Source organism: Pseudoduganella dura, assembly GCF_009727155.1.
In the GTDB taxonomy this organism is placed as follows: Bacteria; Pseudomonadota; Gammaproteobacteria; order Burkholderiales; family Burkholderiaceae_D; genus Rugamonas; species Rugamonas dura.
In genome coordinates this window covers 2355526-2382492 of sequence record NZ_WNWM01000002.1, presented here as the reverse complement: position 1 = coordinate 2382492, position 26967 = coordinate 2355526, and the positions used below count along the sequence as shown (strand labels likewise).

General features: G+C 64.5%; 18 protein-coding genes. 13 read left to right on the top strand and 5 right to left on the bottom strand.

Annotation, left to right across the window (positions count from 1 at the left end; genetic code table 11):
• Nucleotides 1-130: 130 nt before the first annotated feature.
• Nucleotides 131-2113 (bottom strand): PhoX family protein, encoded by a 1983-nt coding sequence (locus GJV26_RS10440; RefSeq protein WP_155708761.1) that lies wholly within the window; start codon nt 2111-2113, stop codon nt 131-133.
• Between the two features lie 142 nt (nt 2114-2255).
• On the opposite strand from GJV26_RS10440, the gene GJV26_RS10435 reads away from it, so the two are divergent.
• Complete coding sequence (locus GJV26_RS10435; protein ID WP_155712376.1) at nt 2256-2750, top strand: DUF3016 domain-containing protein; 495 nt, start codon at nt 2256-2258, stop codon at nt 2748-2750.
• A gap of 41 nt (nt 2751-2791) precedes the next feature.
• Here the strand turns inward: GJV26_RS10435 and GJV26_RS10430 are convergent, their stop codons facing one another.
• Together GJV26_RS10430 and GJV26_RS10425 are read right to left on the bottom strand one after the other, a co-directional pair.
• Complete coding sequence (locus tag GJV26_RS10430; RefSeq protein ID WP_155708760.1) at nt 2792-3238, bottom strand: thioesterase family protein; 447 nt, start codon at nt 3236-3238, stop codon at nt 2792-2794.
• A gap of 98 nt (nt 3239-3336) precedes the next feature.
• A complete protein-coding gene (locus tag GJV26_RS10425) occupies nt 3337-4032 on the bottom strand; it encodes a dienelactone hydrolase family protein (RefSeq protein WP_155708759.1) in 696 nt (231 codons plus the stop codon).
• Nucleotides 4033-4239: 207 nt separating this feature from the next.
• Here GJV26_RS10425 and GJV26_RS10420 point away from each other — a divergent pair, with 207 nt between their 5' ends.
• The gene (locus tag GJV26_RS10420; RefSeq protein ID WP_155708758.1) at nt 4240-7059 is read left to right on the top strand and encodes a bifunctional diguanylate cyclase/phosphodiesterase; all 2820 of its coding nucleotides are present in this window, start codon (nt 4240-4242) and stop codon (nt 7057-7059) included.
• A gap of 22 nt (nt 7060-7081) precedes the next feature.
• Here GJV26_RS10420 and GJV26_RS10415 read toward each other — a convergent pair whose 3' ends face one another.
• Nucleotides 7082-8086: an alpha/beta fold hydrolase gene (locus tag GJV26_RS10415; RefSeq protein ID WP_155708757.1), complete on the bottom strand. Its 1005-nt coding sequence runs from the start codon at nt 8084-8086 to the stop codon at nt 7082-7084.
• Between the two features lie 238 nt (nt 8087-8324).
• Between GJV26_RS10415 and GJV26_RS10410 the strand changes: the two genes are divergently transcribed.
• The 7 genes from GJV26_RS10410 (at nt 8325) to GJV26_RS10380 (ending at nt 19157) form a co-directional block, all read left to right on the top strand.
• On the top strand, nt 8325-10586 hold the full coding sequence (locus GJV26_RS10410; RefSeq protein WP_155708756.1) for a DEAD/DEAH box helicase: 2262 nt from the start codon (nt 8325-8327) through the stop codon (nt 10584-10586).
• 272 nt (nt 10587-10858) lie between these two features.
• The gene (locus GJV26_RS10405) at nt 10859-12643 is read left to right on the top strand and encodes a TnsB C-terminal domain-containing protein (protein WP_155708755.1); all 1785 of its coding nucleotides are present in this window, start codon (nt 10859-10861) and stop codon (nt 12641-12643) included.
• Nucleotides 12644-13120: 477 nt separating this feature from the next.
• Nucleotides 13121-14695, top strand: a complete 1575-nt coding sequence (locus GJV26_RS10400) for a flavin monoamine oxidase family protein (RefSeq protein ID WP_229419255.1) — start codon at nt 13121-13123, stop codon at nt 14693-14695.
• Entirely contained in the window at nt 14692-15093 is a 402-nt protein-coding gene (locus GJV26_RS10395; RefSeq protein ID WP_155708753.1) for a c-type cytochrome, read from the top strand. The genes GJV26_RS10400 and GJV26_RS10395 overlap by 4 nt, the downstream gene beginning before the upstream one ends.
• 12 nt (nt 15094-15105) lie before the next feature.
• A complete protein-coding gene (locus GJV26_RS10390; RefSeq protein ID WP_155708752.1) occupies nt 15106-15600 on the top strand; it encodes a RidA family protein in 495 nt (164 codons plus the stop codon).
• A 128-nt stretch (nt 15601-15728) separates the two neighbouring features.
• Entirely contained in the window at nt 15729-18200 is a 2472-nt protein-coding gene (locus tag GJV26_RS10385) for a TonB-dependent receptor plug domain-containing protein (RefSeq protein ID WP_155708751.1), read from the top strand.
• 63 nt (nt 18201-18263) lie between these two features.
• Complete coding sequence (locus GJV26_RS10380) at nt 18264-19157, top strand: alpha/beta hydrolase family protein (RefSeq protein WP_229419254.1); 894 nt, start codon at nt 18264-18266, stop codon at nt 19155-19157.
• A 12-nt stretch (nt 19158-19169) separates the two neighbouring features.
• Here GJV26_RS10380 and tssK read toward each other — a convergent pair whose 3' ends face one another.
• Nucleotides 19170-20504, bottom strand: a complete 1335-nt coding sequence (gene tssK / locus GJV26_RS10375) for a type VI secretion system baseplate subunit TssK (RefSeq protein ID WP_155708750.1) — start codon at nt 20502-20504, stop codon at nt 19170-19172.
• A gap of 125 nt (nt 20505-20629) precedes the next feature.
• Between tssK and tssF the strand changes: the two genes are divergently transcribed.
• Genes tssF through GJV26_RS30200 form a run of 4 tightly spaced genes read left to right on the top strand, consistent with a single transcriptional unit; the run spans nt 20630 to nt 26965 of the window.
• Nucleotides 20630-22447, top strand: a complete 1818-nt coding sequence (gene tssF, locus GJV26_RS10370; protein WP_155708749.1) for a type VI secretion system baseplate subunit TssF — start codon at nt 20630-20632, stop codon at nt 22445-22447.
• A complete protein-coding gene (tssG, locus tag GJV26_RS10365; protein WP_155708748.1) occupies nt 22411-23454 on the top strand; it encodes a type VI secretion system baseplate subunit TssG in 1044 nt (347 codons plus the stop codon). Before tssF ends, tssG begins: the two co-directional genes overlap by 37 nt.
• Nucleotides 23451-26201: a type VI secretion system Vgr family protein gene (locus tag GJV26_RS10360; protein WP_155708747.1), complete on the top strand. Its 2751-nt coding sequence runs from the start codon at nt 23451-23453 to the stop codon at nt 26199-26201. The genes tssG and GJV26_RS10360 overlap by 4 nt, the downstream gene beginning before the upstream one ends.
• Before the next feature lie 14 nt (nt 26202-26215).
• Nucleotides 26216-26965, top strand: a complete 750-nt coding sequence (locus GJV26_RS30200; RefSeq protein ID WP_229419253.1) for a phospholipase D-like domain-containing protein — start codon at nt 26216-26218, stop codon at nt 26963-26965.
• The last annotated feature ends 2 nt before the right edge of the window (nt 26966-26967 follow it).

Sequence of the window (26967 nt, the reverse complement as noted above, 5' to 3'; positions counted from 1 at the left end):
CTTGCGCTGTCGAAAAAAAACCGCACGCGGCGCGAGCCGGGTGCGGCGAAGGATTGCGCCGTGAGCACGACGCATCAGGACTCCGTTGTGCGGGCTTGCCGCCCGCGGGCCTCCCTCCGGGGAGTGGGGCTTACGACAGGGACGGCATGCCGGTCAGGTAACCGACGGCGGCACCGTAGCCGTCGCGGTAGTTGGCGCGGATCAGCGGGTCGAGCGTGGTGACCACGTTCTTGTGCAGGCCGCCCGTGATGGCGCCCGACGCGTTGCGCGATACGTTCCAGTCGCCGGCGTGCTGGAAATTGCTCATGATGTAGGCGAAGCCGTTGATGTCGTCCACCGCGTGCAGGCCGGTCGATTCCGCGCCGGCCGGGTTCGACAGCACGCGGGTCAGCACCTTCGTGTCCACGTTGTAGGCCCACAGGAAGTTGTTGACGTGCGTGCTGGAATCCTCGCCCACGAACAGCGTGCGCAGCTTTTCCGAGAACTTGATGTTGTCCGGGTTGGCCACCTTGTCGGCATTGGCGGTGTTGCCCAGCGCGTCCGGCGTGGCCAGGTCCTCGGAGAGCAGGGCCGGGACGGCGGCCATGTCGACCGGTACCCATTCGCTGTCGATCGCCGTACCGGCGGTATCCTTCTGGCCGCCCTTCATGTTCAGCGCATAGACGGCGCCGGCGCTCGGCCCCTTGATGGCGATGCCGCCCGAGCCATCCTTCATCTGCGAGCCGATCGCCGCGATCGCGGAGTAGGCGATCTTGTCCTTGGCGTTGACGGTGGTGCCTTCCATCTTCGTGAAGCCCAGGCTGCCGCCCCTCAGCGCCGCATAGCGGTGCGTTTCCAGGAAGGCGGCCGCCAGTTCCATGCCGGGCTTGACCTTGACCCAGTTGCTCTTGCCGCTGAACGGGATCTTCGTGTACGTGGCGTCGGCCGGGTCGGCGGTCCGGATGTCCATGATGTCGGCCGCCTTGTAGCGGTCGGCCAGCGCCTTGATCTCGGCGCTCGTAGCCTTGCCCAGGCGAATCCACGTCAGGTCGGCCGAACCGCCGTTATCGGTGGTCTTCTGCTGCCATTTCGCCACGAACAGCGTGCCGGACGACAGGTCCTGCGCCTTGTCGGCAACGAACATGAACAGGCCGCCATTGGTGGCGTCGTCGCCCATCAGCACGGTGCGCTCGTCCGGCATTACCTGCACCAGTTCGTGCGAGATGCGGCCCAGGCAGTAGTGCTTCCTGATGCTGCCGGTGCCGTCCGGATTGACGGTCACTTCCGGCAGGTGGCCGTAGTGGTACGGGTTGGCCTTCGCGGCGTCGCCGTACAGGTTCAGCGAGAAATCGCGGAATTGCGCATCGGTGGCGATCGTGCTGGCATCGGGCTCGTATTCCTCGCTCGACAGGTGGGTGTTCCACGGCGAGCGGCTGGCGCCGCAGGTGATCCACAGGCCGTTGGCCGGGCTGGTATCGACGTTGTGGTATTTCACCAGCGTCAGGGCGCCGGTGGCCTTGTCCTGGTCCAGCGTCAGGATCGCGATCGGCGACGGCAGCAGGCCGTACATCGAGTCGCCCTTCACGTTGCGGCTCGTGTATTCGAACTGCACCACGGCGAACACCGGGTTGCCTTTCACGCCGGTCACGGTGGCATTGGCAAGCTTCAACAGCGAACTGCCGTCCGGGCAGTCGGAGAAGAACTGCCGGCGGTTCGGGTCGGTCTTGTCCAGGATCGGCTGGTTGTTGATGTCGTAATAGCCGCCGGAAAGGATCGTGCCGCCGCTGCCGTTCGGCACCATCGCGCCGGTGATGAAGAACGTCTCGTACTTCAACGCGTAGGTGGTCTTGCTGGTGTCGCTGTAGCTGGCCACCAGCGACGATCCCACGGTGGTGGTCGCCATTTTCGCGGCGTCGGCCAGCGTCGGCGCGGCCATCGCCGAGAACGTCACGGACGTCAGCGTGGCCGGCGTCGGCGTGGCCGGCGGCGTGAACGTGGACGTGTCGTCGCTGTCGCCGCCGCATGCGGTCAGCAGGGCGGCAGCGGCGCTGCCCCCGGTCAGCGGCAGCAGCAGCGGGGTACCCGACAGGAACTTCAACAGGCGGCGGCGGGAAGGGTCGAGGTACTCGGACATGAACAAGGCATCCAGGTTGTGAAAGATGCCAGCATGGTAGTTGCGACTTGTTACAACATCGTGACACCGGAAACGATCCGGCGGAGCAATCGGAGTATATTTGATGCCTCGATCACCAGAGAAACGCCTGAAAGGAACGATGATGCGACTGCAACCTCGCACCTGGCTGGCCGCGGCGCTGCTGGCAGCGGCAGGCGCCGCCAGCGCCGGCGTGACGGTCAACTATGAAAAGCCCGATGAATTCATCGACATGCCGCGCTCGCTGCACGAGCGCGACCAGGTCCTGCGCGAAATGACCCGGCATTTCGACAAGCTGGCAAAGGACTTGCCCCCCGGGCAGGAGCTCAAGATCACCGTGACCGACATCGACCTGGCCGGCCGCGAGGAACCGCGCCGCTGGGCCATGGACGATATCCGCATCATGCGCGGCGGCGCCGACTGGCCCACGCTCAAGCTCAGCTATACGCTCGAGGAAAACGGCCGGGTGATCCGCATGGACACCGAGGGCCTGAAGAACATGATGTACCAGCAGCGCATCAACCGCTATTCATCGGGCGACGCGCTGCGCTATGAAAAGCAGATGATCGACGACTGGTTCCAGAAATCGGTCATGGGCGCGCAGGTAAGCCAGCGCTGACCCGGCCTCCACGACTCGCCCGCTGATCGATCATGGGGCGATCACGCATCGACCCAGTTGACGCGCGGAAACTTCGCGCGGAAATCGTCCGGCATCGGCACCACTTCCTTCAGGCGGTAGTTGAAGAACACGAAACCGTACTTCGCCATCGCCACCAGCACGCCGTCCGCCGGGCGGGTAACGCGGAAGATGATGTCGCCGCCGTACTTGTTGAAGTCCATTACGCCCACTTCGAACAGCAACTGGTCGCGCGCATGGGCTTCGGCGCGGTAGGTGGTGGCCAGGTCGGTCACGATGATGCCGCAGCCGTCGTCCCCGGTTTCGCGCACGCCGTTTTCATACAGGAAGCGCGCGCGTGCCTCGGAAATCATCGAGATCATCGAGTCGTTGCTCAGGTGATTGCCGTGGTTGATGTCGGTGATGCGCACCGACATCAGGGTCGAGTAAATGAACTGCTCTTCGGGGAATGCAAGCTTGAGTCTGGCCATGGCTGGAGCGCGCCCGCGCGGGGCGTCCGGGATTGAAAAATCCATTTTAGCGCGGGCGCCGCCATTTGCCGCGGCGGGACGAGCGTGCGGCGGTGTGCCTACAGGTTTTCGGAAAGGAACAGCAGCGTGTTGCCGCGCGCCTCGGCGGCCGAACGCTGGTGGTAGCTGCCGCGGTGCGAGCAGTTGAAGCCGTGCTCCGCTTCCGGGTAGACGTGGATTTCCACGTTGTCCCGCTCGCCGAAGCGTTCCGCGATGCTTTTCACGGCATCGTTCGGGATGTGGCTGTCCTTGCCGCCGAAATGCAGCAACAGCGGCACTTTCACGTCATCGGCCTTGTCCAGCTGGTTCTGGATGCCGCCGCCATAGTAGGCCACCGCCGCATCCACGTTGCCGGCGGCCGCCGCCAGGTAGGACAGCAGTCCGCCCCAGCAAAAACCTACCGAGGCCACTTTCTGCACGCCGTCGAGGCCGCGCAGCGCTTCGATCGTGGCCGCCACGTCCGCCACCGCCTTGCCGTTGTCCGAGGCGCCTTTCAGCGCCACGGCCTTTTTCCAGTCCGCCTCGTCGTACGTCAGTTCGATATGGGCGCCCTGGCGCCAGAACAGATCCGGTGCCAGCACCACGTAGCCATCGGCCGCGAACTGCTCGGCCACGCTGCGGATGTGCGCATTGACGCCGAAAATCTCCTGGATCAGCACGATGCCGGGGCCCTTGCCGCCGCGCGGCAACGCCTGGTAAGCCTGGAAGGTGCCGTCGGCACCCTCGATGTCGATCCATTTCGTATCGCTGTCCAATGTGTCCTCCTGTATGAAAATCGGTCCTCCCGGCAACGCGTGCCGGGAAAGTCAGTATAAGCCGGCAATAAGTTATGCGTCGCCTTCCATCCCGGCGCGAGCGTGACTGCAACCGTGCTACTCTGGTGTCCCGTCCAACCTGTTCCCAAGGTGGCCCGAATTCCCGACACCAACGTTCTCGCCCGGGCCAGGAATGCACGGCAACACGTGCCTGCACTGCTGGCGTTGCTGTGTGGACTCGGCCTGACGGGTCTGCTGTTCACCGGCATCAGCCGGCTGGAGCAGGACCGCATCGTGCTCACGTTTACGCAACGCGCGCACGTGAGGGTGTTTGCGCTATCCGAAGGCATCAACAACGTCATCGACAGCCTGCGCAGCGTGAACCAGCTGTTCGCCAGCAAGCCCGCCGTCACGCGCGACGAGTTCCACCGCTTCGTCGTTCCGTTGACGACCCGCTATCCGTTCGTGGTGGGCATCAGCTACCTGCGTTTCATCGACGATGCCGAGCGCGATGCGTTCGAGGCCGGGCTGCGGCAAGTGCTGCCCGGCGCCCAGGTGACGGAATTGCGCAACGGCCGCACCGTGCCGGCAGCGCGGCGTGCCCGCTACCGCGTGATCGAATACGTGGAGCCGTTCGGCGCCAATGCCTCGGCGCTGGGCCTGGATACGATGTTTTCCGGCGACGAAGCCAGCCGGCAGCGCGCCTACGACACCGGCGCGCCCGCAGCCGGCCGGCTGACGGCGCTGGCACAGTTGCCGGGCACCGTGGCCGGCATGGTGGTGTCGATGCCGGTCTACCGCTTCGGTGCGCCGCTCGATGGCATGGCGGCGCGCCGTGCGGCGGTGATTGGTGAAACCTCGGTGGCGCTCGATCCCGGTGCGATGGTGGCGCACGTGCTGCAGCCTTCCGGCTTGCCCCATGTGCTCAATGCCCGCGACCAGCGCATGCAGCGCGTGGGCCTGCATGTCTATGCCGACAGCCGGGAGATCCCGGAAAGCCTGGTCTATCGAACGCCGCCGCCGGAACTTGACCAGCCGGTCGTGATGGCGCCGGTGTCGTGGCTGTACCCGCGGCCGCCCGCGCCGCTGTCGGTACCGATCGACGTGGCCGGACGCCAGTGGCAGGTGGTGGCGGACATGGATCGCGCGGTGGGGCTGGCCGATCACCTGGCATCGCTGTCGGCGCTGGCGCTGGGGGTCGTGATGACGCTGCTGGGCACGGCCTGGGCCCACACGCTCGCCACGCGCAACCGCACGGTGCGGCGCCTGGTCGAGGAGCGTACGGCGCAACTGGCCCAGGCGAACCGCTCGCTGCTGCTGCGGGAACGCGCGATCGAATCGTCGACCAACGTGATCATGATCATGGAGGCCGGCGCCGGCAATCCGATCGTCTATGTCAACCCGGCGTTCGAGGAGCAGACCGGCTACACGCGCGACGAGGTGATGGGCCAGAGCCCGCGGCTGATGTACCGCGACGATACCGGCCAGCCGGGCGCGCAGACGCTGCGCACCGCCGTGCGCGAGCAGCGCGACGGGCACGCGGTGCTGCGCAATTACCGCAAGGATGGCACGCAGTTCTGGGTGGAGGCCCATATCTCGCCGGTGCGCGACGAGCATGGCGTGGTCACCCATTTCGTGGCGATCCATTACGACATCACGGCGATGAAGGCTTACGAGACGGAACTGCACCACCAGTCCACGCACGACGCGCTGACCGGCTTGCCGAACCGGCTGCTGCTCCACGAGCACCTGCATGGCGCGATCAGCCAGGCGATGCACGATGGCCGCGCGCTGTGGGTGGTGTCGCTCGACCTGGACCGCTTCAAGTTCACCAACAGCCGCGTGGGCCACCGGGGCGGCGACCGGCTGCTGCAGATCGTGGCCGCGCGGCTGCGCGAAACCCTGGGGCCGGACGATACGCTGGCCCGGCTGGGTGGCGACGAATTCGCATTGACGCTGCTGCCCGAGAACGGTGCGCGCCATCCCCGGCCCGAGCAGGTACAGCGGCTGCTGGCCGCGCTGGCCGCCCCGCTGATGCTCGACGACAAGGAGCAATTCATTTCCGGCAGCGCCGGCGTGGCGATCTGCCCGGACGACGGCACCGATGCCGCCGTGCTGATGGAACGGGCCGATATCGCGATGTTTCGCGCCAAGGAAATGGGCGGCAACAATTACCAGTTCTATACCACCGCCATGCGCGAGCGGCTGGGCGAGCGGGTGCAGATGGAAACGGCGATGCGCCGCGCGCTCGAACGCCGCGAATTCGTGCTGTATTACCAGCCGCAGGTGGACATCGCCAGCGGCCGCATCGTGGCAATGGAGGCGCTGGTGCGCTGGCAGCATCCGGAAATGGGCATGGTGGCGCCGGGCCGCTTCATCCCGCTCGCGGAAGAAACCGGCATGATCCTGCCGCTGGGCGCGTGGGTGCTGGAAAGCGCCTGCCGCCAGCTGGTCGAATGGCAACGGGAAGGGCGCCCTTACCTGCGGGTGGCCGTCAATGTCTCGGCGCGGCAGATGGCGGAACAGGATTTCGTGGCGGACGTGGCGCGCGTACTGGCCGAAACGGGGCTGGAACCGGCAACGCTGGAACTCGAATTGACGGAAAGCGCGGTGATGAACGACGTGGAGCACGCGATCGGCGTGATGCTCGAACTGAAAAAGCTCGGCGTGAAGCTGGCGATCGACGATTTCGGCACCGGCTACTCCAGCCTGGCCCACCTGAAGCGCTTCGCGGTGGACGTGCTGAAGATCGACCAGGCCTTCGTGCGCGACCTGACGATCGACCCGGACGATGCGGCCATCGTCACCACCATCATCGCGCTGGCGGCGAACCTGAACCTGCAGGTGATCTCCGAAGGCGTGGAAACGCTGGACCAGCTGTCGTTCCTGCGCGAGCACGGCTGCTCGCAGATGCAGGGCTACTACTTCAGCCGCCCCGTGCCGGCCACCGCCATCAACACCGTGCTCGACGAGAACGAGGCGCAGCTGGCGGCCGGCAACGGCATGACGGTGGGGGCGGGCGGCTGAGCGATACCGTACCGGAGAGCGCTTACTGCGCCAGTGCCTGCAGCAGCGCCTTGTGGAATCCCGCCGGATCCTCGATCTGCGGCGCATGCCCCAGGCCCGGGAACTCGACCAGGCGCCCCTGCGGGATGCGCTTGACGGCTTCCTTGCCCAGCACCTTGTAGTTGCCGATCTTCGCCTTTACTTCCGGCGGGGCGATGTCGCTGCCGATCGCCGTGGTGTCGCCGTCGCCGTTCATCAGGATCGTCGGCACCTTCAGCTGCGGGAATTCGTGCACCACCGGCTGGGTGTAGATCATGTCGTAGATCAGCGCCGAGTTCCACGCCACCAGCCGCTGCCCCGGGCCGGCGTTCAGGCCGGCCAGCATGTCGACCCATTTTTCGTACTCGGGCTTCCAGCGGTTCATGTAATAAGTGCTTTTTTCATAATTGCGTATGCCCTCCGCCGACACCTTCAGCTCGCGCTCGAACCACTGGTCCACGGTGCGGTACGGCACGCCGAGCTGTTTCCAGTCTTCCAGGCCGATCGGGTTGACCATCACCAGGTGCGACACGTTCTGCGGATACATCAGCGCGAAGCGGGTGGCCAGCATGCCGCCCGTGGAGTGGCCGACCAGCACCACCTTGTCGATACTGGCCTTCTTCAGAAGCTCCATCGTGTTGGCGGCCAGCTGCTGGAAGCTGTACTGGTACTGCGGCGGCTTGCTGGAGGCGCAGAAGCCCACCTGGTCGGGCGCCACCACGCGGTAGCCGGCCTGCGACAGCGCGGCGATCGTGCCTTCCCACGTGGCGCCGCAGAAATTCTTGCCGTGCATGAGCACCGCCGTGCGGCCGTTCGCCTTGCCGGCCGGTTTCACGTCCATGTAGGCCATCTGCATCGTCTGGCCCTGCGAATTGAAGCGGAAATGCTGCACCGGGTACGGGTACTTGAAGCCCTGCAGTTCGGGGCCGTAGGCGGCGCCGGCGGCATGGACGGCGCTGCCGGTAACGGCGGCCAGGGCCAGGAAGAACGAAGTCGACAGTTTGAACATGATGATTCCTGCGAAGTGTTGGGCGGGCGGATTGCTGCCGTGCTGCTGCTTTCCAGCGCAAGTTCGGGCCGGGGGCCGGGGCCCGGGCAGGGCGGCAACCGGCAAATATAGCCGAAAAACGGCTGAGCCGACGCGGCCGCGGCGCCATCCGTGAGACGGCCATGGCGCGGACAGGGTAAACTATGCCCTTTCCTGTCGCATTGGGCGATTCGAACAATAATTTATCGCGAGTGCCGTCATGACTGCCATACCTTCCCTGTTTTCCGAACTGAACCTGTCCGCCCCGCTGCTGAAAGTACTGAGCGACGTGGGCTACGAAGCCCCGTCGCCGATCCAGGCGCAGACCATTCCCCACCTGCTGGCCAACCGCGACGTGCTCGGCACCGCGCAGACCGGCACCGGCAAGACGGCCGCGTTCGCGCTGCCGATCCTGTCGCGGATCGACATCCGCCAGGTCACGCCGCAGGCGCTGGTGCTGGCACCGACCCGCGAACTGGCGATCCAGGTCGCCGAGGCGTTCCAGCGCTATGCCGCCAATATCCCGAATTTCCACGTGCTGCCGATCTACGGCGGCCAGAGCTACGGCCCGCAACTGTCCGCGCTGCGGCGCGGCGTGCACGTCGTGGTCGGCACGCCGGGGCGCGTGATCGATCACCTGGACAAGGGTTCGCTCGACCTGTCGAAGCTGAAGACGCTGGTGCTCGACGAGGCCGACGAGATGCTGCGCATGGGTTTCATCGACGACGTCGAGCGCATCCTGCAGGAAACGCCGGCATCGCGCCAGACCGCGCTGTTCTCGGCCACGATGCCGTCGGCGATCCGCCGCATCGCCAACACCTACCTGCGCGACCCGGCCGAAATCACGGTGGCCGCCAAGACCACCACGTCCGAGAACATCACCCAGCGCTACTGGCTGGTATCGGGCATGCACAAGCTCGACGCGCTGACCCGCATCCTGGAAGCGGAGCCGTTCGACGGCATGATCGTTTTCAGCCGCACCAAGATCGGCACCGAGGAACTGGCCGAACGCCTGGCCGCGCGCGGTTTCTCCGCCGCCGCGATCAACGGCGACATGCAGCAGGCGGCGCGCGAACGCACGATCGGCCAGCTCAAGGATGGCAAGATCGATATCCTGGTGGCCACCGACGTGGCCGCGCGCGGGCTGGACGTGGAGCGCATCAGCCACGTGGTGAACTACGATGTGCCGTACGACGCGGAAAGCTACACGCACCGCATCGGCCGCACCGGCCGCGCCGGCCGCAGCGGCGATGCGATCATGTTCATCACGCCGCGCGAACGCACGCTGCTCAAGACGATCGAACGCGCCACGCGCCAGCCGATCAAGCCGATGGACCTGCCGACGCTGCAGGCCGTCAACGACGTGCGCATCGCCAAGTTCAAGGACCAGATCACGGAAACGCTGGCCGAAGGCGGCCTGGAGCAGTTCCAGGCGCTGGTTGCCGACTACGAGCGCGAACACGATGTGCCGGCCAGCGAAATCGCCGCCGCGCTGGCGAAGCTGGCACGCGGGAACACCCCGCTGCTGCTCGACAAGAAATCGGAAAAAGGCTGGCACGAGGATGGCCGCCCGGCGGCGCCCCAGCGCGAAGAGCGCGGCGCCCGCCCCGATCGTGGCGACCGCGGTGACAGGTTCGAGCGCCCGGAACGTGCCGAGCGCCCGGAACGCCCGGCCTATCCCAAGAAAGAGCGCATCGCCCGCGAACCGGAGCCGGGCATGGCGACGTACCGCATCGAAGTGGGCTACGAGGACGGCGTCAAGCCGGGCAACATCGTCGGCGCGATTGCCAACGAGGGCGGCGTCGACTCCAAGTTCATCGGCCGCATCGAGATCTTCGAAGACTACACGGTGCTCGACATGCCGGCCGACCTGCCGGCCGACGTGCTCGACACGCTGACCGGCGTGCGGGTGGCGGGCCGGCCGATGCGGATTCGCCGCGACGGCGAGCCCGCTGCGAACGTGGCGGGCGCACCGGCGCCGGCACCGGCCAGGGCGGCGCCGAAAGCGGCGCCGAAGCCGGCACGGGAGTCGGCGCCCGAAGCGGCACCGAGGGCCGCGGCACCGAAGGCAGCGGAATCCAGGGCAGCGGAACCCAAGGGCCTCGATGCCGTGGTGGCCGACGCCGTGGAGGAAGAAGCGCCGAAGAAGAAGCGCGTCAAGGCGCAGGACGGCCTGGCAATGCGCGCCTACCGGATCGAAGTGGGCACCAACCACGAGGCCACGCCGTCGAACATCGTGGGCGCGATCGCCAATGAAAGCGGGCTGGAAGCGCGCTACATCGGCCGTATCGAGATCTTCGAGGACCACACGGTGCTGGAAATGCCGGACGGGATGCCGGACGAGATCTTCCGCCACCTGGGCAAGGTATGGGTCGGCGGCCAGCAGCTGAAGATCAGCAAGGCCGATGCGATGCCGCCGCAGTCCGGCAAGCACACGCCGCCGAAGAAGCCGGTCGCCGGCAAGGCGAAGGCCAAGCGCTAAGCGCTAAGCGCCAAGCGCCAAGCGCCAAGCGCCAAGCGGGCACCGGCCAGGCGCCGACACGGATGGGCCGCCCGCATGGGCGGCCCATGTTCATTATGGACACGCCCTGTAAGCCATTAGTAAGATTGGTGCACGGACACGGTGCCGTGCCTGCACCACGATAATGCCCATCGCGCCCGCCGAAGGGTGTTTCAGGGCCCAATGACCTCGGCAGAGGCTGGCCCGATACTTGCATAGACATCTGCATTATTACTCTCCACCGAGGAGGGCGGATGTTACTGCGAAACGACTTACTTCAATATGGCGCGCCACGGCGCCGCACGATGCGGGTGCTGTGGATCGACCCGGCGCGCACGATGGCCTGGCTGTTCGACATGGACGGCAAGGGCTGCGACGTGGAGCCGGCGCGGCTGCCGGAACTGGAAGCCGACCTGGCTTCGGGCCGCGCGCGCCGCCTGGCGGACGATCCCTGGCTGGTCGTGGCGGACCAGGAGGCGATCAAGCCGGGCCACCTCGCGCTGCGCGAGCGGGCCTGGGCCATCGTCGCCGAGCTCACGGGCGACGAACCCGGCATCTACGAATCGCGCCGGCGCGGCCAGATGATCGCCGACTACACGGCACGCCACGGCGTATCGCACCCCACGATCTACCGTTACCTGCGCCGCTACTGGCAGCGCGGGCAGACGCCGAACGCGCTGCTGCCGGACTATTCGAACAGCGGCGCGCGGGGCAAGACACGCGCCTCCACCGCCGGCATCAAGCGCGGCCGGCCGCGCCGCGAAGGCGCGCCACCGGGCGTGAATGTCGACGAGCCGATGCGCCGCGTGTTCCGCGTTGCCGCGGCCACCTATACCGGCACGCGTTTTTCGCGCCGCGGCGCGTATGAAGCGATGCTGCGCGAATTCTTCTGCGAACGCCGCGTCGTGCCCGACACGATGCACGTGGTGCGCGCCGCCGCCAGCGATGCCGTGCCGAGCTTCGGCCAGTTCAGCTACTGGCTCGACCAGGGACGCATCCTGCGCCCGGCACCGCGCCCTCTGCCCCTGGCGCCGCATGCGCTGGTGGATGCGGAAGGGCGGCCGGGTGCCGCCTTCCAGGTGGCCGCCGTGCGCGCGGACGTGCAGCTGCTGGCCGGCGGCGACCGCCGCCGGCTGGCCGGCCGGCCCGTCGTCTACCTCGTCAGCGACATGTTTTCCGGCATGGTCACGGGCTTTCACGTGAGCCTGGAGGCACCCGCCTGGCAGCATGCGCTGACGGCGCTCGCCAACTGCGCGGCGGACAAGCCGCGCCTCGCGCTGCGGCACGGCCGCGCGATCGCCGCGCAGGACTGGCCCTGCCGCCACCTGCCCGACCGGCTGCTGGTGCCCGGCGCGCTGGCCGGCGGCGACGGCGGCCGCGCATTGCAGGACAATTTCGGCATACGCTGCGTGACGGGCATTCCGGCCGAGGTGCCGGCGCGAACCGCGCTGGAGCGCCGTTTCGGCCTGCTGCGCGCCGACGCGCCCGCGCTGCCGTCCTCCACCGCGCCCGAACTGGGTGCGCTCGATGGCGCGCTCGACATCGGCCAGTTCCGCCGCCTCGTCATCGACGCCATCCTCGAGCACAACCTGCAGGGCGACGGCAAGGGCCCGGCGCCATTGCAACTGTGGGACTGGGGCATGCGCGAGCGCGGCACCGCTCTGAAGCAATACGCCGAAGACCTGGTGCGCTGCGCGCTGCTGCCGCTGCAGGATGCGCTGGTGACCGAGGAGGGCATCAGCGTCAACGGCCAGCTGTACACCTGCGCCAAGGCGGTGGAAGAGCGCTGGTTCGAACGGGCGCGCCAGCGCGGCCGCTGGGTGGTGCGCGTGGCATGCGACGACAATGGCGAGCACGACGGGATCATCGGCGATGGCGTCTACCTGCCCGACCCGGCCGCGCCGATGCGTTTCCATGCCTGCCAGCGCAGCACCGCCACGGCGCGCCCCTTCCCGCAGCCCGAAGCGCCGGTCCGCCGCCCGCAGGCGGCCGGCCAGTACCCCAGCTTCGAACGCATCATCGCCGGGTTCGTCGGCTGACCTTTTTTCAACCTCGTCGTATTTTCAGCGCGCCACCCGGCGCGCTTTTTTTTGGCCTGGCGCCGGACAGCCCGGCTTCCGCCCGGTGGACATCTTTGATCTTGCACAGACTTTGACCTGGCGTCTGACCCCAGGCCATTCTTTGATCTTGCACAGTCTTTGACCTGGGGCCTGGCCCCAGGACATTTGCTGCGCTACATCAAGGAATGCGCGATGGCCCCGCTGCGTCGTGCTGGTGCATGGCCCGGCGCCGAACGGACTGTCGCGCTTTCGCACCCATCGAACAAAGTGTGACGCCCATGTCGGCCCGCCCTCCGCGGCACGCGCCGCCATGCCACGCCAGGCGCCGTGGCCGAAACGACTTCATTCGCCTCGCCGAAAAGAGTGCTTTCCGGACAAGCCGTGGCACACCGATTGCTAGATACCTATGTGCAAGCAAGTTCACCAACACAAGGGGCTGCGATGACGAGTGGATTGATGAAAGCGGTAACGCGGCGCGATTTCCTGTACCGTGCCGCCGCGGTGGGCGGGACCGGGCTGCTGCTGAACGCGATGAATGCCTGGGGCATGGGCATCGGGTCGACGATGTCCGGCCCGCCGGCGCTGAGCGGCAGCGGCAAGGGCAAGTCGGTGGTGATCCTCGGCGCCGGCCTGGCCGGCATGACGGCCGCTTACGAGATGGCCAAGCTGGGCTACCGCGTGCAGGTGCTGGAAGCGCGCGGCTTTGCCGGCGGCCGCTGCCAGACCGCGCGCAACGGTTTCGAGCTCACGGAGCTGGGCGGCGAAACGCAGCGCTGCGCGTTTGAAAAAGGGCAGTACATCAACCACGGGCCGTGGCGCATTCCGCTGCACCACCAGTCCACGCTGCACTACACGCGCCAGTTCGACGTGCCGCTGGAAGTGATGGTCAACGATAACGACCATTCGTTCGTCTACCTAGAGAATGGCGGCCCGCTGTCGAACCAGCGGCTGCGCCCGGCGCAGATCAAGGCCGACCTGCGCGGCCACGTGGCCGAGCTGCTGGCCAAGACGGTGCAGGGCAACGGCCTCGACAAGCAGCTGACCGGCGACGACCAGCGAGCGCTGCTCGACTACCTGAAGCACGAGGGCCACCTGGAAGCGGGCGACCTCAGCTACAAGGGCCGCAGCGGCCGCGGCTTCGCCGTCAATCCCGGTGCCGGCATGAACCCGGGACCGGGTTCGTTCTCCGATCCGCTGGCCTTCCACGACCTGCTCGCCTCCGGCGTGGGCAAGATCTACAGCGCGGTGCAGGATTACCCGATGCAGAACACGATGTTCCAGCCGGTGAACGGCATGGATTCGATCGCCAAGGCATTCGAAAAGCGCGTGGGCCGCCACATCCGCTACAACGCGGAAGTGCAAAAGATCAGCCACGGCGAGAACAGCGTGACGATCGCCTTCAAGGATACGAAGAGCGGCAAGGAAAGCACCGTCACGGCCGATTTCTGCCTGTGCACGATGCCGCTGTCCACGCTGCGCATGGTCGATACCGATTTCTCGGACGCCTTCAAGGCCGCGATCAAGTCGGTGGCCTATGCGCCGGTGGGCAAGATCGGCCTGCAGATGAAGCGCCGCTTCTGGGAAGAGGATGAACACATCTACGGCGGCCACGTGCTGACCGACATGAAAGGCATCAACACGATCTCTCTGCCGTCGACGAGCTGGCAAAAGAAGAAGGGAGTGATCCTCGGCTACTACAACTACCAGAGCGCGGCGATCGAAGTGAGCGGCCTGAGCCCGGCCGAGCGTGCCGAGTTCGCGCTGGCCGCCGGCGAAAAGATCTTCCCCGCCTACCGCGATTCGTTCGACAACGCCTTTTCGGTCGCCTGGCACCGCGTGCAGTACAACCTGGGCGGCTGGGCCGAGTGGAACGACGACAGCCGCAAGAACGCCTACCCGACGCTGCTCGAAGGCGAAGGCCGCGTGCTGCTGGCCGGCGAACACCTGTCCTACCTGACGGGCTGGCAGGCCGGCGCGATCGAATCGGCATGGCAGCAGATGGCGCGCATCCATGAAAGGGCGATGGCATGACGCACCATGTTTCAGCCTTGATGGCATTGGTCGGCTTCGTGGCCGCCACGCCGCTGCACGCGGCGGCCGCCGACGGCAAGGCCGTCTACCAGAAGAATTGCGCGGCCTGCCACCAGGCCAGCGGCAAGGGCATTCCGGGCGCGTTTCCCGCGCTGGCCGGCAATTCGCTGGTGCAGGGGCCGGCCAGGGAACCGGCCACCGTGCTGTTGAAAGGGCGCGGCGGCATGCCGGACTTTTCGCAGAGCCTGAACGATGGCGACATCGCCGCCGTGCTGACCTATGCGCGCTCCAGCTGGGGCAACCAGTCGCCCGCCATTGCCGAAGGCGATGTCTCCGCACTGCGCACCGAAATTTCGGCCGAGGTTTTCTCGGCCGGACAACTGTCCAACAAACACTGAAAGAGAGGCTTCATGAAACAGCACATCGCCGCCGCCCTGTTGATGGCCGCCGCCGTCGCCACCACTTCGGCCAGCGCGCAGGAAATCGTGCGCCACAAGATTCCCGGCTCGGATTTCCCGATCGCGCAGGCCGTCACGCTGCCGGCCAGCGCCACGATCCACTTCATCAGCGGCCAGGTGCCGCCGATGATCGACAAGGCCGCCAGCCCGGACTCGATCGCCGCCTACGGCGATACGAAAACGCAGACCGTGGGCGTGCTGAAGAAGATCGAGGAGATCCTGAAGGGCATGAACCTGACGATGGGCGACGTGGTCAAGATGCAGGTGTTCCTCGTGGGCGATCCGTCGAAGGGCGGCCGCGCGGACACCAAGGGCTTCATGGAAGGCTACACGCAGTTCTTCGGCGGCACGCAGCCGAACCTGCCGGCGCGCGCCGTGATGCAGGTGGCCGGGTTGAACTCCACCGGCTGGCTGGTCGAGATCGAGGTGGTCGCCGCCAAGAAATAAACCCGCAACGCTGCAAGGACTGAGAGGTCCGGGGAAACTGCCGGCGCGCATGCCGGCAGGGGGACCCTTTTTCGTCCGTTTTTCGCTGCATCCAGTTTTCCATCTTCACTACAAGAAAAGGAATCACAATGCACAAGGCCATCATCAAGTCGGGCGCCGCCGCCATGCTGCTGCACACCGGATTATCGTTCGCCGCCGATCCGGTCGGCGCACCGGAGCCCGAACCGCAAGCGGAAAACATGGCCGGCGCCGCCGGCGCACCAGTTTCGATGGGGGCCGTGATCGTGACCGGCACCCGCGCCAGCGGCCTGAAAGCGGAAAACAGCGCCTCGCCGATCCAGGTGCTGGACGCGGCCTCGCTGCAGCGCACCGGCCAGCCGGACCTGATCCAGGCGATCGCCCAGAACATCCCGTCGTTCACCGCACAGGCCTTCGGCGGCGACACGGCCAACCTCACGCTGTCGGCCCGGCTGCGCGGCCTGTCGCCGAACAACACGCTGGTGCTGGTGAACGGCAAGCGCCGCCACGGCACCGCCAACCTGGCCGTGCTGGGCGGCCCGTACCAGGGCGGCGCGGCGGCCGACCTGAACTACATCCCGGTGGCCGCGATCGACCACATCGAAGTGCTGCAGGATGGTGCCGCCGCCCAGTACGGCACCGACGCCATCGCCGGCGTGGTCAACATCATCCTGAAATCGAACAACCAGGGCCTGTCCGGCAACGTCAACGGCGGCGCCTATGTCGACGGCGGCGGCCACACGGGCGACGGCACGGCGAACATCGGCTTCCGCCTGACCGACAAGGGCTTCCTCAGTCTCACCGGCGAATCGCGCTACCACGGCTACAGCGACCGCGGCAACATCGACCCGCGCGTGACGGCGCCGCAGAACATCGCCAGCATGCCGCTGCTGCAGATCCCCGGCTACCCGCACCTGAACAAGATCGCCGGCGATGCCCAGTACCACCTGAACACGCTGGCGGCCAACGCGGGCTACGACATCGACGACGACACGTCGCTGTATGCCTTCGCCACCTGGGGCAAGAAGGAAGCGCGGGCCTACGAGAACTACCGCATGCCGAACCGGCTGCCGGCCGTCTATCCGCTGGGCTTCAGCCCGAAGGAAACGATGAAGGAAACCGACTACGCGATCACGGCCGGCGCGCGCGGCAAGTTCGGCGGCGCATGGAACTGGGAAGTTTCGAGCACGTACGGCCGCGACAAGGCGGAAATCGGCGTGGTGGATTCGGCCAACGTTTCGCTGTACAACGACACCGGCTTCACGCCCACCGTGTTCCATGCCGGTACCTTCATCGCCAGCCAGTGGACCAACAACTTCGACGTCTCCCGCGAGATCGAGATGGGCTGGGCCAAGCCGTCGACGTTCGCGATGGGCCTCGAGCACCGCGTGGACGAGTACGAGATCCAGGCTGGCGACGAGTTCTCGCGCTACAAGGAAGGCTCGCAGTCGTACCCCGGCTTCTCGCTGACGGACGCCGGCAAGCATGACCGCAACAACAAGGCGATCTACGCGAACTTCATCACGTTCCCGATCGCCGGCCTGACGGTCGACCTGGCGGCGCGCTATGAACACTTCAGCGACTTCGGCAACGCCAAGGTGGGCAAGCTGACCAGCCGCTACGACTTCACGCCGACCGTCGCGCTGCGCGGCACGTTCTCGAACGGTTTCCGCGCACCGACGCTGGCCGAATCGTACTACTCGGCCACCAACGTCGGCCCCACCAGCGCCTTCGTGCAGCTGGCGCCGAATTCGGCCGGCGCGAAGCTGGTCGGCATCGACGGTCTGAAGCCGGAAGCGTCGACCAACCTGTCGGCCGGCATCGTGCTGAACCCGGCGAACAACGTCTCCGTCACGCTGGACGCCTACCAGATCAAGATCCGCGACCGCATCGTGGGTTCGGGTTCGGTCTACGGTTCCGGCGGCGCCGTCAACTCGCCGGCCGTGGTCTCGGCGATCCTCGCCAACGGCAACATCCTCGACCCGACGGTCAGCGAGACGGGCATCAACATCTTCACCAACGCCGTCAACACCCGCTCGCGCGGGCTGGAGCTGGTGGCCACGCTGAACAGCAACTACGGCCAGTACGGCCGGGTGGACTGGTCGCTGGCGGCCAACTGGAACCAGGTACGGGTAACGAAGATCAACCAGGCGCCAACCCAGCTGCAGCCGCAAACGCTGCTGGACCGCACGGCGATCTCGAACCTGGAGACCGCGTCGCCGAAGACCCGCGTCAACCTCGGCGCACTGTGGCGCTCGGGTGCCTGGACGGTCAACCTGCGCGAGGCGCTGTACGGCAAGGCCTTCACGTGGGAATCGCCGAACGGCGGCACCTACTACAAGAACGAGATCGGCTTCACGGCGATCACCGATCTTGAAGTGAGCTACAAGCTGAACCCGAACTGGACGCTGTCGGCCGGGGCCAACAACCTGTTCAACGAGTATCCGGACGAGGTGAACAGCGAACTGATGGCCGTGTACCGCGCGAACCTGGACAACGCGGGCGTGACGAAATACCCGTCGTTCTCGCCGTTCGGCATCAACGGCGGCTACTACTACGCGCGCGCCAGCTTCAAGTTCTGATCGAACGCAACGCGATGGGGCAGGGCGCTATACTGCGCCTTGTCCCGTCTTTCATTGGCCGCCATGTTCAGGATCCTCCGCCACTCGCTGCTCGCCGCCGCCACGATCGGCACCGCCGGCGCCGCCCCCATGACGCTGCAGGATTACCAGGCGCTGGACGGCCCGCCGCCGGAGCGGCGCATCGCCTACGGCAACGCGCCTTCCCAGTTCGTGGAGCTGTTCCGGCCAAAGGGGGACGGGCCGTTCCCCGTCGTGGTGCTGATCCACGGCGGCTGCTGGACCGTGCAGTACGGCGGCATCACGCAGATGCGCAATATCGCCGGCGCGCTGGCCGCGCAGGGCATCGCCGTATGGAACGTGGAATACCGCAGGCACGATGAGGAAGGCGGCGGCTATCCCGGCATGTACCGCGATGTGGCCACCGCGGTCGACCTGCTGCGCGACGAATCGAAGCACGACCCGCGACTCGACCTGCAACGCATCGTCGCCGTCGGCCACTCGGCCGGCGGCCACCTGGCCCAGTGGGCCGCCTCGCGCCACAGGCTGCCGCAATGGAGCCCGGCATGGGTGGCCGATCCGCTGCGCATTCCCACGGTGATCAGCCTGGGCGGGCTGGCCGACCTGCGCAACGGCGCCGCATTGATCCGCGCCAGCTGCGACCGCGAGACGGCGCAGCTGGCCGGCGTGCCGAGCGCGGGCCGGCCCGACGTGTTTGCCGACACGTCGCCGGCCGAGATGCTGCCGGCCGGCATCCGCACGGTTCTGATCCACGGCGAACTCGATGCCGTGGCGCCGCCCTCGGCCGGCGAGGACTATGCGCGCCGCGCCCGCGCCGCCGGCGACGCGGCCGAGGTGATCGTACTGCCGGGCGCTGGCCACTACGACGAAGTGGCGGCCGGTTCGCCCGCCTGGCCCGTCGTCGATCGCGCGATCCGCAACGCGCTCGGCCTGCCGTAGCACCCGCCGCGCCTACGGCGCGATGCCGAACAGCTCCATCCGCATGCCCTTCATGCCCGACGGCGCATAGATCGCGATCGTCTGCGCCTTCAGCATGTTGTCATACAGGGTGCCTTTCGCGGTGAGCGAGAAGTAATACGTGTTCGGCCGCACCGGCACCTCGCCGGGCACCTGCGCCATGTGCACCAGTTCCACGCCCGGCATCGCACTGCTGATCAGGCGATCCACGTCGTCCGGCGAACCGATCTTGAAGCGCAGCGGCACGGCGGCCACCAGTTCCAGTGCCGGCATGTCCGCGCTGACCGCCAGGCACAGTTCGGTGCGGCGCTCCACGCGCGCCGGATCCAGCACGCCGTAATGCAGCGAGGTGCGCGCCGGATCGTTCGTCAGCGGCAGCGTGAAGTAGCGCGACGAGATCACCGTGTCGATCAGGTCGCGGATCATGTCGTCCAGCCTCTGGAATGCAGGGCCCGGATCGTCGTGCTGGTACGACGGCAGGTCGGCCAGCGTGTACTTCGGCGAGAACGTCATCAGGCCGCCGGCTAGCGCCATCAGCTTGTCGAACACGTACTCGGGATGGTGCTGGCGATAGCGCGCGCAATGCGTGAGCGGCGCCGCCGCCGTGCAGATCACGTTGAGCATCCAGAACGACGACGCGTCGCCCGTATGGACCTCGAACGCCTGGCGGCCATTCTGGCGATGGCGCTCGTACAGCGCCGCGATCTTGGCATTGAGCTTGGCCAGCAGGGCATCGAGCATGCCGGGCAGGCCTGCGGCCGTGGCCAGCGTGACGGAGGGCGGGATGAAGATGGGGTCGAGTTCGAAGCCGCCGGTGGGGGAGCGCTTGATGCGGATGACGGGGAAGGAGAGGTACGCGGTGCGCGCCTCGGTGTGCGGCACGAGCGTCACATTCTTCGTCAGGTAATCGACACCGAGCGACAGCTCGCTGGTGAACAGGTCGGCGGTCTCGACATCCTTCATCCTGTAGCGGCCGGAACTTTCAAGGTTTCCTCCATGGTGGTTCAACAGCGGCAGCGCCGCGTAGAACGTGAATACCTGCTCCTCGGCATCGAGCGTCGAAAGATTGACGGACGGCGGTGCCGGGTCGGAAATCGGCGCATCGTAAATCTCGCCGTCCTGGAACAGCAACGACAATGCCTCGGCCGTTAGCATGTTATTGGCGAGCATATCCTCGTTCCATTCCGCCTTGCGTACCCCCCACAGGCTGGGACTGATGGTCAGGACCAACTGCTGCAGCCGGGTCTCGTGGTACAGGTCCAGCCGCTGCATTTGCTGCGGCCCGATGGTGAGGCCTTCGCCCCACAGTACTTTCGAATGAATGCTCATGGTTCTCCTTCCAGGAATGAATGAAGCAAGCATGATTGTTTCTCGGTAGCATTCTATTGATCTGACTCAAATTGCCGTTTGGAAAGCTCACGATAATGAGCTTTCCCGACACTACGGCACCGATCATGAAAGACTTGCTCCCGTATTTCGAACGCGAACTGGTGGTATTGCGCGCCTACGCCGCCGAGTTCGCCGCCAGGTTCCCCCGTGTGGCTGACAGGCTGCGCATTGGCGATGGCGATTCCCATGTCGAGCGCTTGATCCAGGCCCTCGCGTTGCTGGCGGCCCGTATCATGAAGCGGGTCGACGATGGCTTTCCACAATTCACCGAGGCGCTGCTGGGATCGCTGTTCCCGCACTACCTGCGTCCATTTCCGTCGTGCGCGGTCATCCATTTCGGCCTGCCCGACAAGGGGCTGCAGGAGATGTCCGGCGTGCGGGTAATCGAGCGCGTGACGCTGCTCGAGACACAGCCCGTACAAGGCACTCGATGCAAGTTCTGCATGGCGACAGACGTTACGCTGGCGCCCCTGGCAATCACGTCGGCGAAATTCGAGCCGCTGATTCGGGCACCTTCCGGCACCAGGCTGGCTGCGGATGCGACAGCATCGCTGTCGATCACGATCGCTTCCGTGTCGTCCCGGCTTACATTGCCTCAAGTACTGCTCGATACGCTGCGTGTACTGGCCGATGGCGATCCGTCGTTCTGCGCCGCGCTGCACGATACGCTGTTCATGCATGTAAGCGGGGCGTTTGTCGAAGGACTGGGCGGCAAGTGGCTGCCGTTGCCGGCAGTGCCGCTGGCTCCGGCTGGCTGCGCGGATGACGATGCGCTGATTCCATTCGGCGACCGTTCGCACCGTGCGTGGCGCATCCTGACTGAATACTTCTGCTTTCCCGACAAGTTCCGCTTCTTCGACATCGACCTGGCGGCGCTGCGCGCATTCGTGCCACCAGATAGCCAAAGCGTGACGCTCCATCTTGCACTGTCGCGCATGGCACCGGACAGCAATACTGCCCGCATGCTGCGCACGCTGCAGCCGTCGAACCTGCGCCTGTTCTGCACGACGGTCGTCAATCTTTTCAGGCAGCCGGCCAGGCCAGTCGCCGTTACCGGCATGGCATCGGAATATTCTCTGGTTGCCGACGGCCCGCGGCCGCAAGCCTACGAGGTGTATTCGGTCGAAGCCGTGCGCCAGCAGGTAAGCAACGCGGAAACGGTGGAATACACCCCGCTGTATGCACGTGGGCACGGCGGGGCAGGAGGCGGCCGGCATTGGGTGCTGCGTCACGACGACGTGCTGGCCGTGATCAGCCCGGGACATGAAAAACGGATGACGCTGGTAGATATCAATGCCGCGGCGCTGGAGGTGGAGCGCAGCACGCTGTCGATCGACGTGACATGCACCAACCGCGAACTCCCGCACCAGTTGCCCTACGGGACGTCCGCCGGCGACCTGTTAGTGCCGGGCGCAACAGGCGGCCTGATGGCACGTCTGCTGACCAAGCCCAGCCTGCCGCTCCGGTTCGCCGCAGGGCAGAACCACTGGCGGCTGATCTCGCACTTGACACTGAATCACCATGCGCTGGTGCCCGGCGGGCTGCAGAAATTCAAGGACGTGCTCTTGCTGCACGACCTGCCCGCCTCCCCGGTGACGACCCGGATGATCAACGGTATCGTCAATCTCGACCACACGATCACCACGGCGTGGATCAAGCACACGCGCGGCTCGTCGCTGGTGAAAGGCCTCGAAGTGCACATCACCGTGGATGAAGAAGCATTTGTCGGCAGCGGCATCCACCTGTTCGCGCAAGTAATGGACCACTTCCTCGCGCTGTATGTGCAAGTCAATAACTACGTCGAACTGGTGCTGCTGTCGCAGCGTGACCAACGGGAGATCCTGAGATGCAAACGTCGCAGCGGCAACGCGAGCCTGGCGTGAAAGGCGGCGTAATTTCGCGGCTGCTCGCCGAACCCTGGCGTTTCGGGTTACTGCCCGCAGTAACGCTGCTGCTGCGCTGGTGCGCGCGGCGCGGCGTGCCCGGTGACGAGGCGCTGACAAAAGCACTGCGCTTCGAGAACAGCATGTCGATGGCATTTCCCGCCAGTGAGATCGAGGCGCTGCGTACGGATGATCATTCGGAAGAAACGGTAGCTATTCCTCGCATCGTGATGACACCGACCTGCTTCGGCCTGCTCGGAGCTGCCGGCACGCTGCCGTTGCACGACACCGATCGCTGCGCCCATGCGGCCGCAGCAGGGGAACCCGGTGCACGCGCGTTCCTGGACTTCCTGTCGACGCGCATGGTGGCGTTGTTCTGGAAGGCATGGGCGTTGAACCGGCCGGAGGTTTCGCTCGACATACAAGGCCGTGACGGCTGGCGCGGACGGTTGCAGGCAATTGGCGGCAGGGATGAGTCCGACGACGACACGGATGCATGGTATGCGGGGCTTCTTCGGACACGCCCCGCATCTGCGGCCACCCTGGAGTGCATCCTGGCAGGAGAGCTGGGTCTGCCTGTACAAGTCGAATCGATGGTCGGATGCTGGCAAACACTGCATCCCTCGCGGCGCAGTACGCTGGGCACGGAGAATCCGAAGCTCGGTACCGGCGCCACATTGGGCCGGCGGCAGTGGCGGATCGACCAGCGGGTGCGCATCGTCATCGGACCGCTGGGCCGCGCGCAGTACAACTGGCTGCTTCCGCGCCGGGAGGGCTCGCGCGTGCTGTCCAGGCTGCTTGCACTTGCAATGCCCGAGATACTGGTCGAGTACGAGATTTGCCTGCTTCCCGGCCCCGACTGTATCCGGCCCCTGGTCCTGACCGCCAAGCCGGGCGAGGGATGCCGGCTGGGGTGGGACACGTTTATCGCCGACGCACCAGGCAAAAGCCGCCAGCGTGAAATCCGCTACCTGTTGCAACCCAAACTCTACGGAGACATCCAATGAACGTGCCGCAACCGAGCTTTGCCTCGCTGGATCGCCTGCAGCAGACGGGCAGGCTGTTGCGTTCGCAATTCCCGAACGGGGATGGACCCGACGCCGCGCTCATCGTCAACACGTTCAACGCTCAGGAAGAACTGTCGAGCGGTTTTCGCTTTGAAGTGGAATTATTGTCCGATGACGTATCGATCCCGCTGAAATCGCTGATCGGCAAGATGATGACGGTCTCGCTGGTACGCGATAACGGTACCGAGCGGCATTTCAACGGCTACATCACCGAGTTCCGTTATGTGAAGACGGACGGCGGATTCGTCTACTACCACGCCGTGCTGGAGCCATGGCTGGCGTTCGCGAAGCTGCGCAAGGACTGCGTTTCGTTCCTTGCCCGCAGCGTGCTGGAGATGACGGAAATGACCTTCGCGCATTACAAGCAGCATGACTGGAAGCTGCGCATGCGGGGGGAGGATCCGAAAGTCACCTGCATGAACCAATACAACGAAACCGACTACAACCACCTGCACCGCCGTTGGGAAGCAGCGGGCCTGCATTACTGGTACGAACATCGTGGCGACGGACACACCCTATGGCTGTCGGACGACAGCACGATCGCCGATTCCATCGATGCATGCGGCACGCGCGAAGTGGAACCGGGCACGATTCCTTACCGTTCCTTCGCCGGTTCGGCCGAGGGCGATGGCATTCACCAGTGGCAGGCGGTGCGCCGCGTCGGCTCCGCCACAATGGCGTTAGGCAGTTTCGATTTCAAAAAACCGATGCCGCAGGCGGTGATGTCCGAATCGATGAACCGGCAGGGCGACGCACCGCCGTATGACGTCTACGAAAACCTGGGCGCCTACGGCTACCGTGACTGGCAGGATGGCGAGCTCCTGGCCAAGCGCCGGATGGAAGAAGCGGACCAGATGGCGCAGACCTTCGAGACGGCCGGTAACGACCGTTGCGCAATGCCCGGCCGCAGCTTCGTGCTGGCGGATCACCACAGCGGTTCCATGCCGTGGCCTTTCCGGAAGGCGATGATCAGCGAACCGATCGGCAAACGCGAATACCTGATCGTCGCCGTCCGCCATTCGGCGGGGAACAACCTCAATTCCGCGAAGCGCGAGCCGTCGTACTACAACAATGAATTCACCTGCCTGCGCAAGACCATTCCATGGCGGCCGGGGCGGCATTTCCATAGCGAGCCACCACCGGCACCCGGGCTGCAGACGGCCATCGTTACCGGCCCGCAGGGCGAAGAGATCCACACTGACGGACACGGCCGCGTAACGATCCAGTTCCACTGGGACCGCCAGGGCAAACGCAATGAGAACAGCTCGGCGTGGGTGAGGGTGGCGATGCCGATGGCCGGCAAACAGTTCGGCCAGATCGGGCTACCGCGGGTGGGGCAGGAAGTTGTCGTGCAGTTCCTCGGCGAGAACACCGACAGGCCGATTGTTACGGGTGTCGTCTACAACGCCGAGCACGCCGTGCCCTGGGAGCTGTCGAGCCAACGGGCGCTCTCCGGGTTGCGCTCGCGTGAGCTTGAAGGAATACGCGGGAACCAGCTCGTTCTGGACGATACAAAGGGAGAAATCCAGGCGCAGTTGCGGAGTGATCACTTGCATAGCCAGCTGTCGCTGGGGCAGATACATCGGCTGGAGAGTAACGGAGGCCATAAAGAAAAGCGTGGTGAGGGATTTGAATTACGTTCAGATGGCCATGGTGTGGTGCGTGCAGCTGAAGGTTTTCTACTGACGACTGAATCGCGGCCACAGGCCGTCGGCGCAGTTAAGTCTATGAATGAAACCACGAAGCTTTTGAAGAAGGCACACGAGCATCATGAGGCGCTGGCAAGGTTTGCGCACCACTATGCTCCGACAGGTGGGAATGTACAGATGGATGTGGCAACAGTCTTGGGAATTCAGAATGATGCCATCGAAGGCACTGGTAGCGATCTTCCGGAACTGACTGCACCTGACATTGTGTTGTCCAGTACCGCTGGCGTTGTCGCTACGGCTGCGCAGTCGGTACACATCGCCAGCGGTGAACAGCTAGCGATAACTTCTGGAGCGAATGTCTCAATTGCAGCACAAGGGGGATTATTTGCCAGCGTACGGCAGGGAATGTTAATGCTAGTTCAAAAAATGGGGATGAAATTGGTCGCGGCTTCGGGAAAAGTAGAAATTAGAGCAGATAGCGACGAAATGGAGATTCTGGCGCAAAAAGTTCTACGGTTCATCAGCGATTCGGATTGGATTGAACTACATGGCAAGAAAGGTATCCGTTTGCACGGCTCTAATTCGCTAATCGAGATTAGCGACACAGTGCAGGTATTCTCTCCTTCCCCGACACTATTTCACTGCAATTTGGAAACTTTTGGACCAAAAAATAACTTGCAGTCAATGCCGCGACAGGCTAAAGCTGAGGAGAAATTGGAAGATTCCCATCGGGAAAGCATCAGCATCCTTCTCCAGTCGCATTCCGCACTAGGCGAAGCCTATGCCAACACACCATACGTTTTGTACAAAAATGGGGTTGAGATGAAGATTGGCCTGACTGACGCGCATGGGCGGGCGCATTTCGAATGTGAAAAAGGAACCGATGAATACAGGATCAGGCTAGGTAATGGAGATGAGTTTGCCCTGAAAATTCGCGACGGCCTTTCTGCTGAAAATGATAGTAATGAGATGACGTATTCTAACCAGGGATTCCGTGCTTTGAACGACGCAGCCGATGGGCGCGAGCACAATAATTAAATCAGGAGATTATTATGTCTGATGACATTAATCGTTGTGAAACGACTTACATAGACTTGGCAAGTAAAAATGGTAAGTGCACTACGCAGTGGCTTTTGGAAAATCGAAATTTAAAAGGTAAGGCTACTCATCCAATAACTAATAATAATAAAATAACTATGTTTATATGCGGCAAAGATGGTTTTGATAACATAGCCAAAGAAATAAAAAATGCTAAAAAAAGCATCGATCTGTGCTGCTGGGGCTTCGATCCCGGTATGGAGCTTGTTCGTGAACAAGGCTCGTGGCCGCGAGGGGAAACTTATGGTGATATGTTGATATCGGCAGGGCGCCGCGGTGTTAAGGTCCGGTTACTTGTATGGTTTGACTGGTACGCTAAACAAGCTGGTAGCGTTAATAATATGCCTGGATTCACTCATGAAAATGCCGTGTGGCGCATCGATGGGTGGCAAGAGAAAATTTCTATTAATATAAGTGCTGAAAACAGTATTTTGGCTCTGCGCAAGGAGCTAAAAAATAGTGCGCCACATAATGAGAACATGGTTTCAGCTCTCGCCGCGCTTGGTATATATCGGAAATTGAAAGAAGAAGATGTCGCTCTCTTGGCAAGGCGTGAGTATTGTTTTAGCTGGTATCGTGCTGCATTTTCGAATTTTCTTACCAATGTAGAAGTTCGTACTCATACTGGGGATACGAAAAGCATCAAGCGTCAGTTGGCGGGGGGGGGGGAATCAACCGCGAGGTATCGAGCGTTATTTTATTGAGC

Excerpts from the sequence above, each read along its gene's own strand:
- GJV26_RS10440 (WP_155708761.1), bottom strand. The coding sequence starts at position 2,113 with ATGTCCGAGTACCTCGACCCTTCCCGCCGCCGCCTGTTGAAGTTCCTG.
- GJV26_RS10435 (WP_155712376.1), top strand. The coding sequence starts at position 2,256 with ATGCGACTGCAACCTCGCACCTGGCTGGCCGCGGCGCTGCTGGCAGCG.
- GJV26_RS10430 (WP_155708760.1), bottom strand. The coding sequence starts at position 3,238 with ATGGCCAGACTCAAGCTTGCATTCCCCGAAGAGCAGTTCATTTACTCG.
- GJV26_RS10415 (WP_155708757.1), bottom strand. The coding sequence starts at position 8,086 with ATGTTCAAACTGTCGACTTCGTTCTTCCTGGCCCTGGCCGCCGTTACC.
- GJV26_RS10410 (WP_155708756.1), top strand. The coding sequence starts at position 8,325 with ATGACTGCCATACCTTCCCTGTTTTCCGAACTGAACCTGTCCGCCCCG.
- GJV26_RS10405 (WP_155708755.1), top strand. The coding sequence starts at position 10,859 with ATGTTACTGCGAAACGACTTACTTCAATATGGCGCGCCACGGCGCCGC.
- GJV26_RS10400 (WP_229419255.1), top strand. The coding sequence starts at position 13,121 with ATGAAAGCGGTAACGCGGCGCGATTTCCTGTACCGTGCCGCCGCGGTG.
- GJV26_RS10395 (WP_155708753.1), top strand. The coding sequence starts at position 14,692 with ATGACGCACCATGTTTCAGCCTTGATGGCATTGGTCGGCTTCGTGGCC.
- GJV26_RS10390 (WP_155708752.1), top strand. The coding sequence starts at position 15,106 with ATGAAACAGCACATCGCCGCCGCCCTGTTGATGGCCGCCGCCGTCGCC.
- GJV26_RS10385 (WP_155708751.1), top strand. The coding sequence starts at position 15,729 with ATGCACAAGGCCATCATCAAGTCGGGCGCCGCCGCCATGCTGCTGCAC.
- GJV26_RS10380 (WP_229419254.1), top strand. The coding sequence starts at position 18,264 with ATGTTCAGGATCCTCCGCCACTCGCTGCTCGCCGCCGCCACGATCGGC.
- tssK (WP_155708750.1), bottom strand. The coding sequence starts at position 20,504 with ATGAGCATTCATTCGAAAGTACTGTGGGGCGAAGGCCTCACCATCGGG.
- tssF (WP_155708749.1), top strand. The coding sequence starts at position 20,630 with ATGAAAGACTTGCTCCCGTATTTCGAACGCGAACTGGTGGTATTGCGC.
- tssG (WP_155708748.1), top strand. The coding sequence starts at position 22,411 with ATGCAAACGTCGCAGCGGCAACGCGAGCCTGGCGTGAAAGGCGGCGTA.
- GJV26_RS10360 (WP_155708747.1), top strand. The coding sequence starts at position 23,451 with ATGAACGTGCCGCAACCGAGCTTTGCCTCGCTGGATCGCCTGCAGCAG.
- GJV26_RS30200 (WP_229419253.1), top strand. The coding sequence starts at position 26,216 with ATGTCTGATGACATTAATCGTTGTGAAACGACTTACATAGACTTGGCA.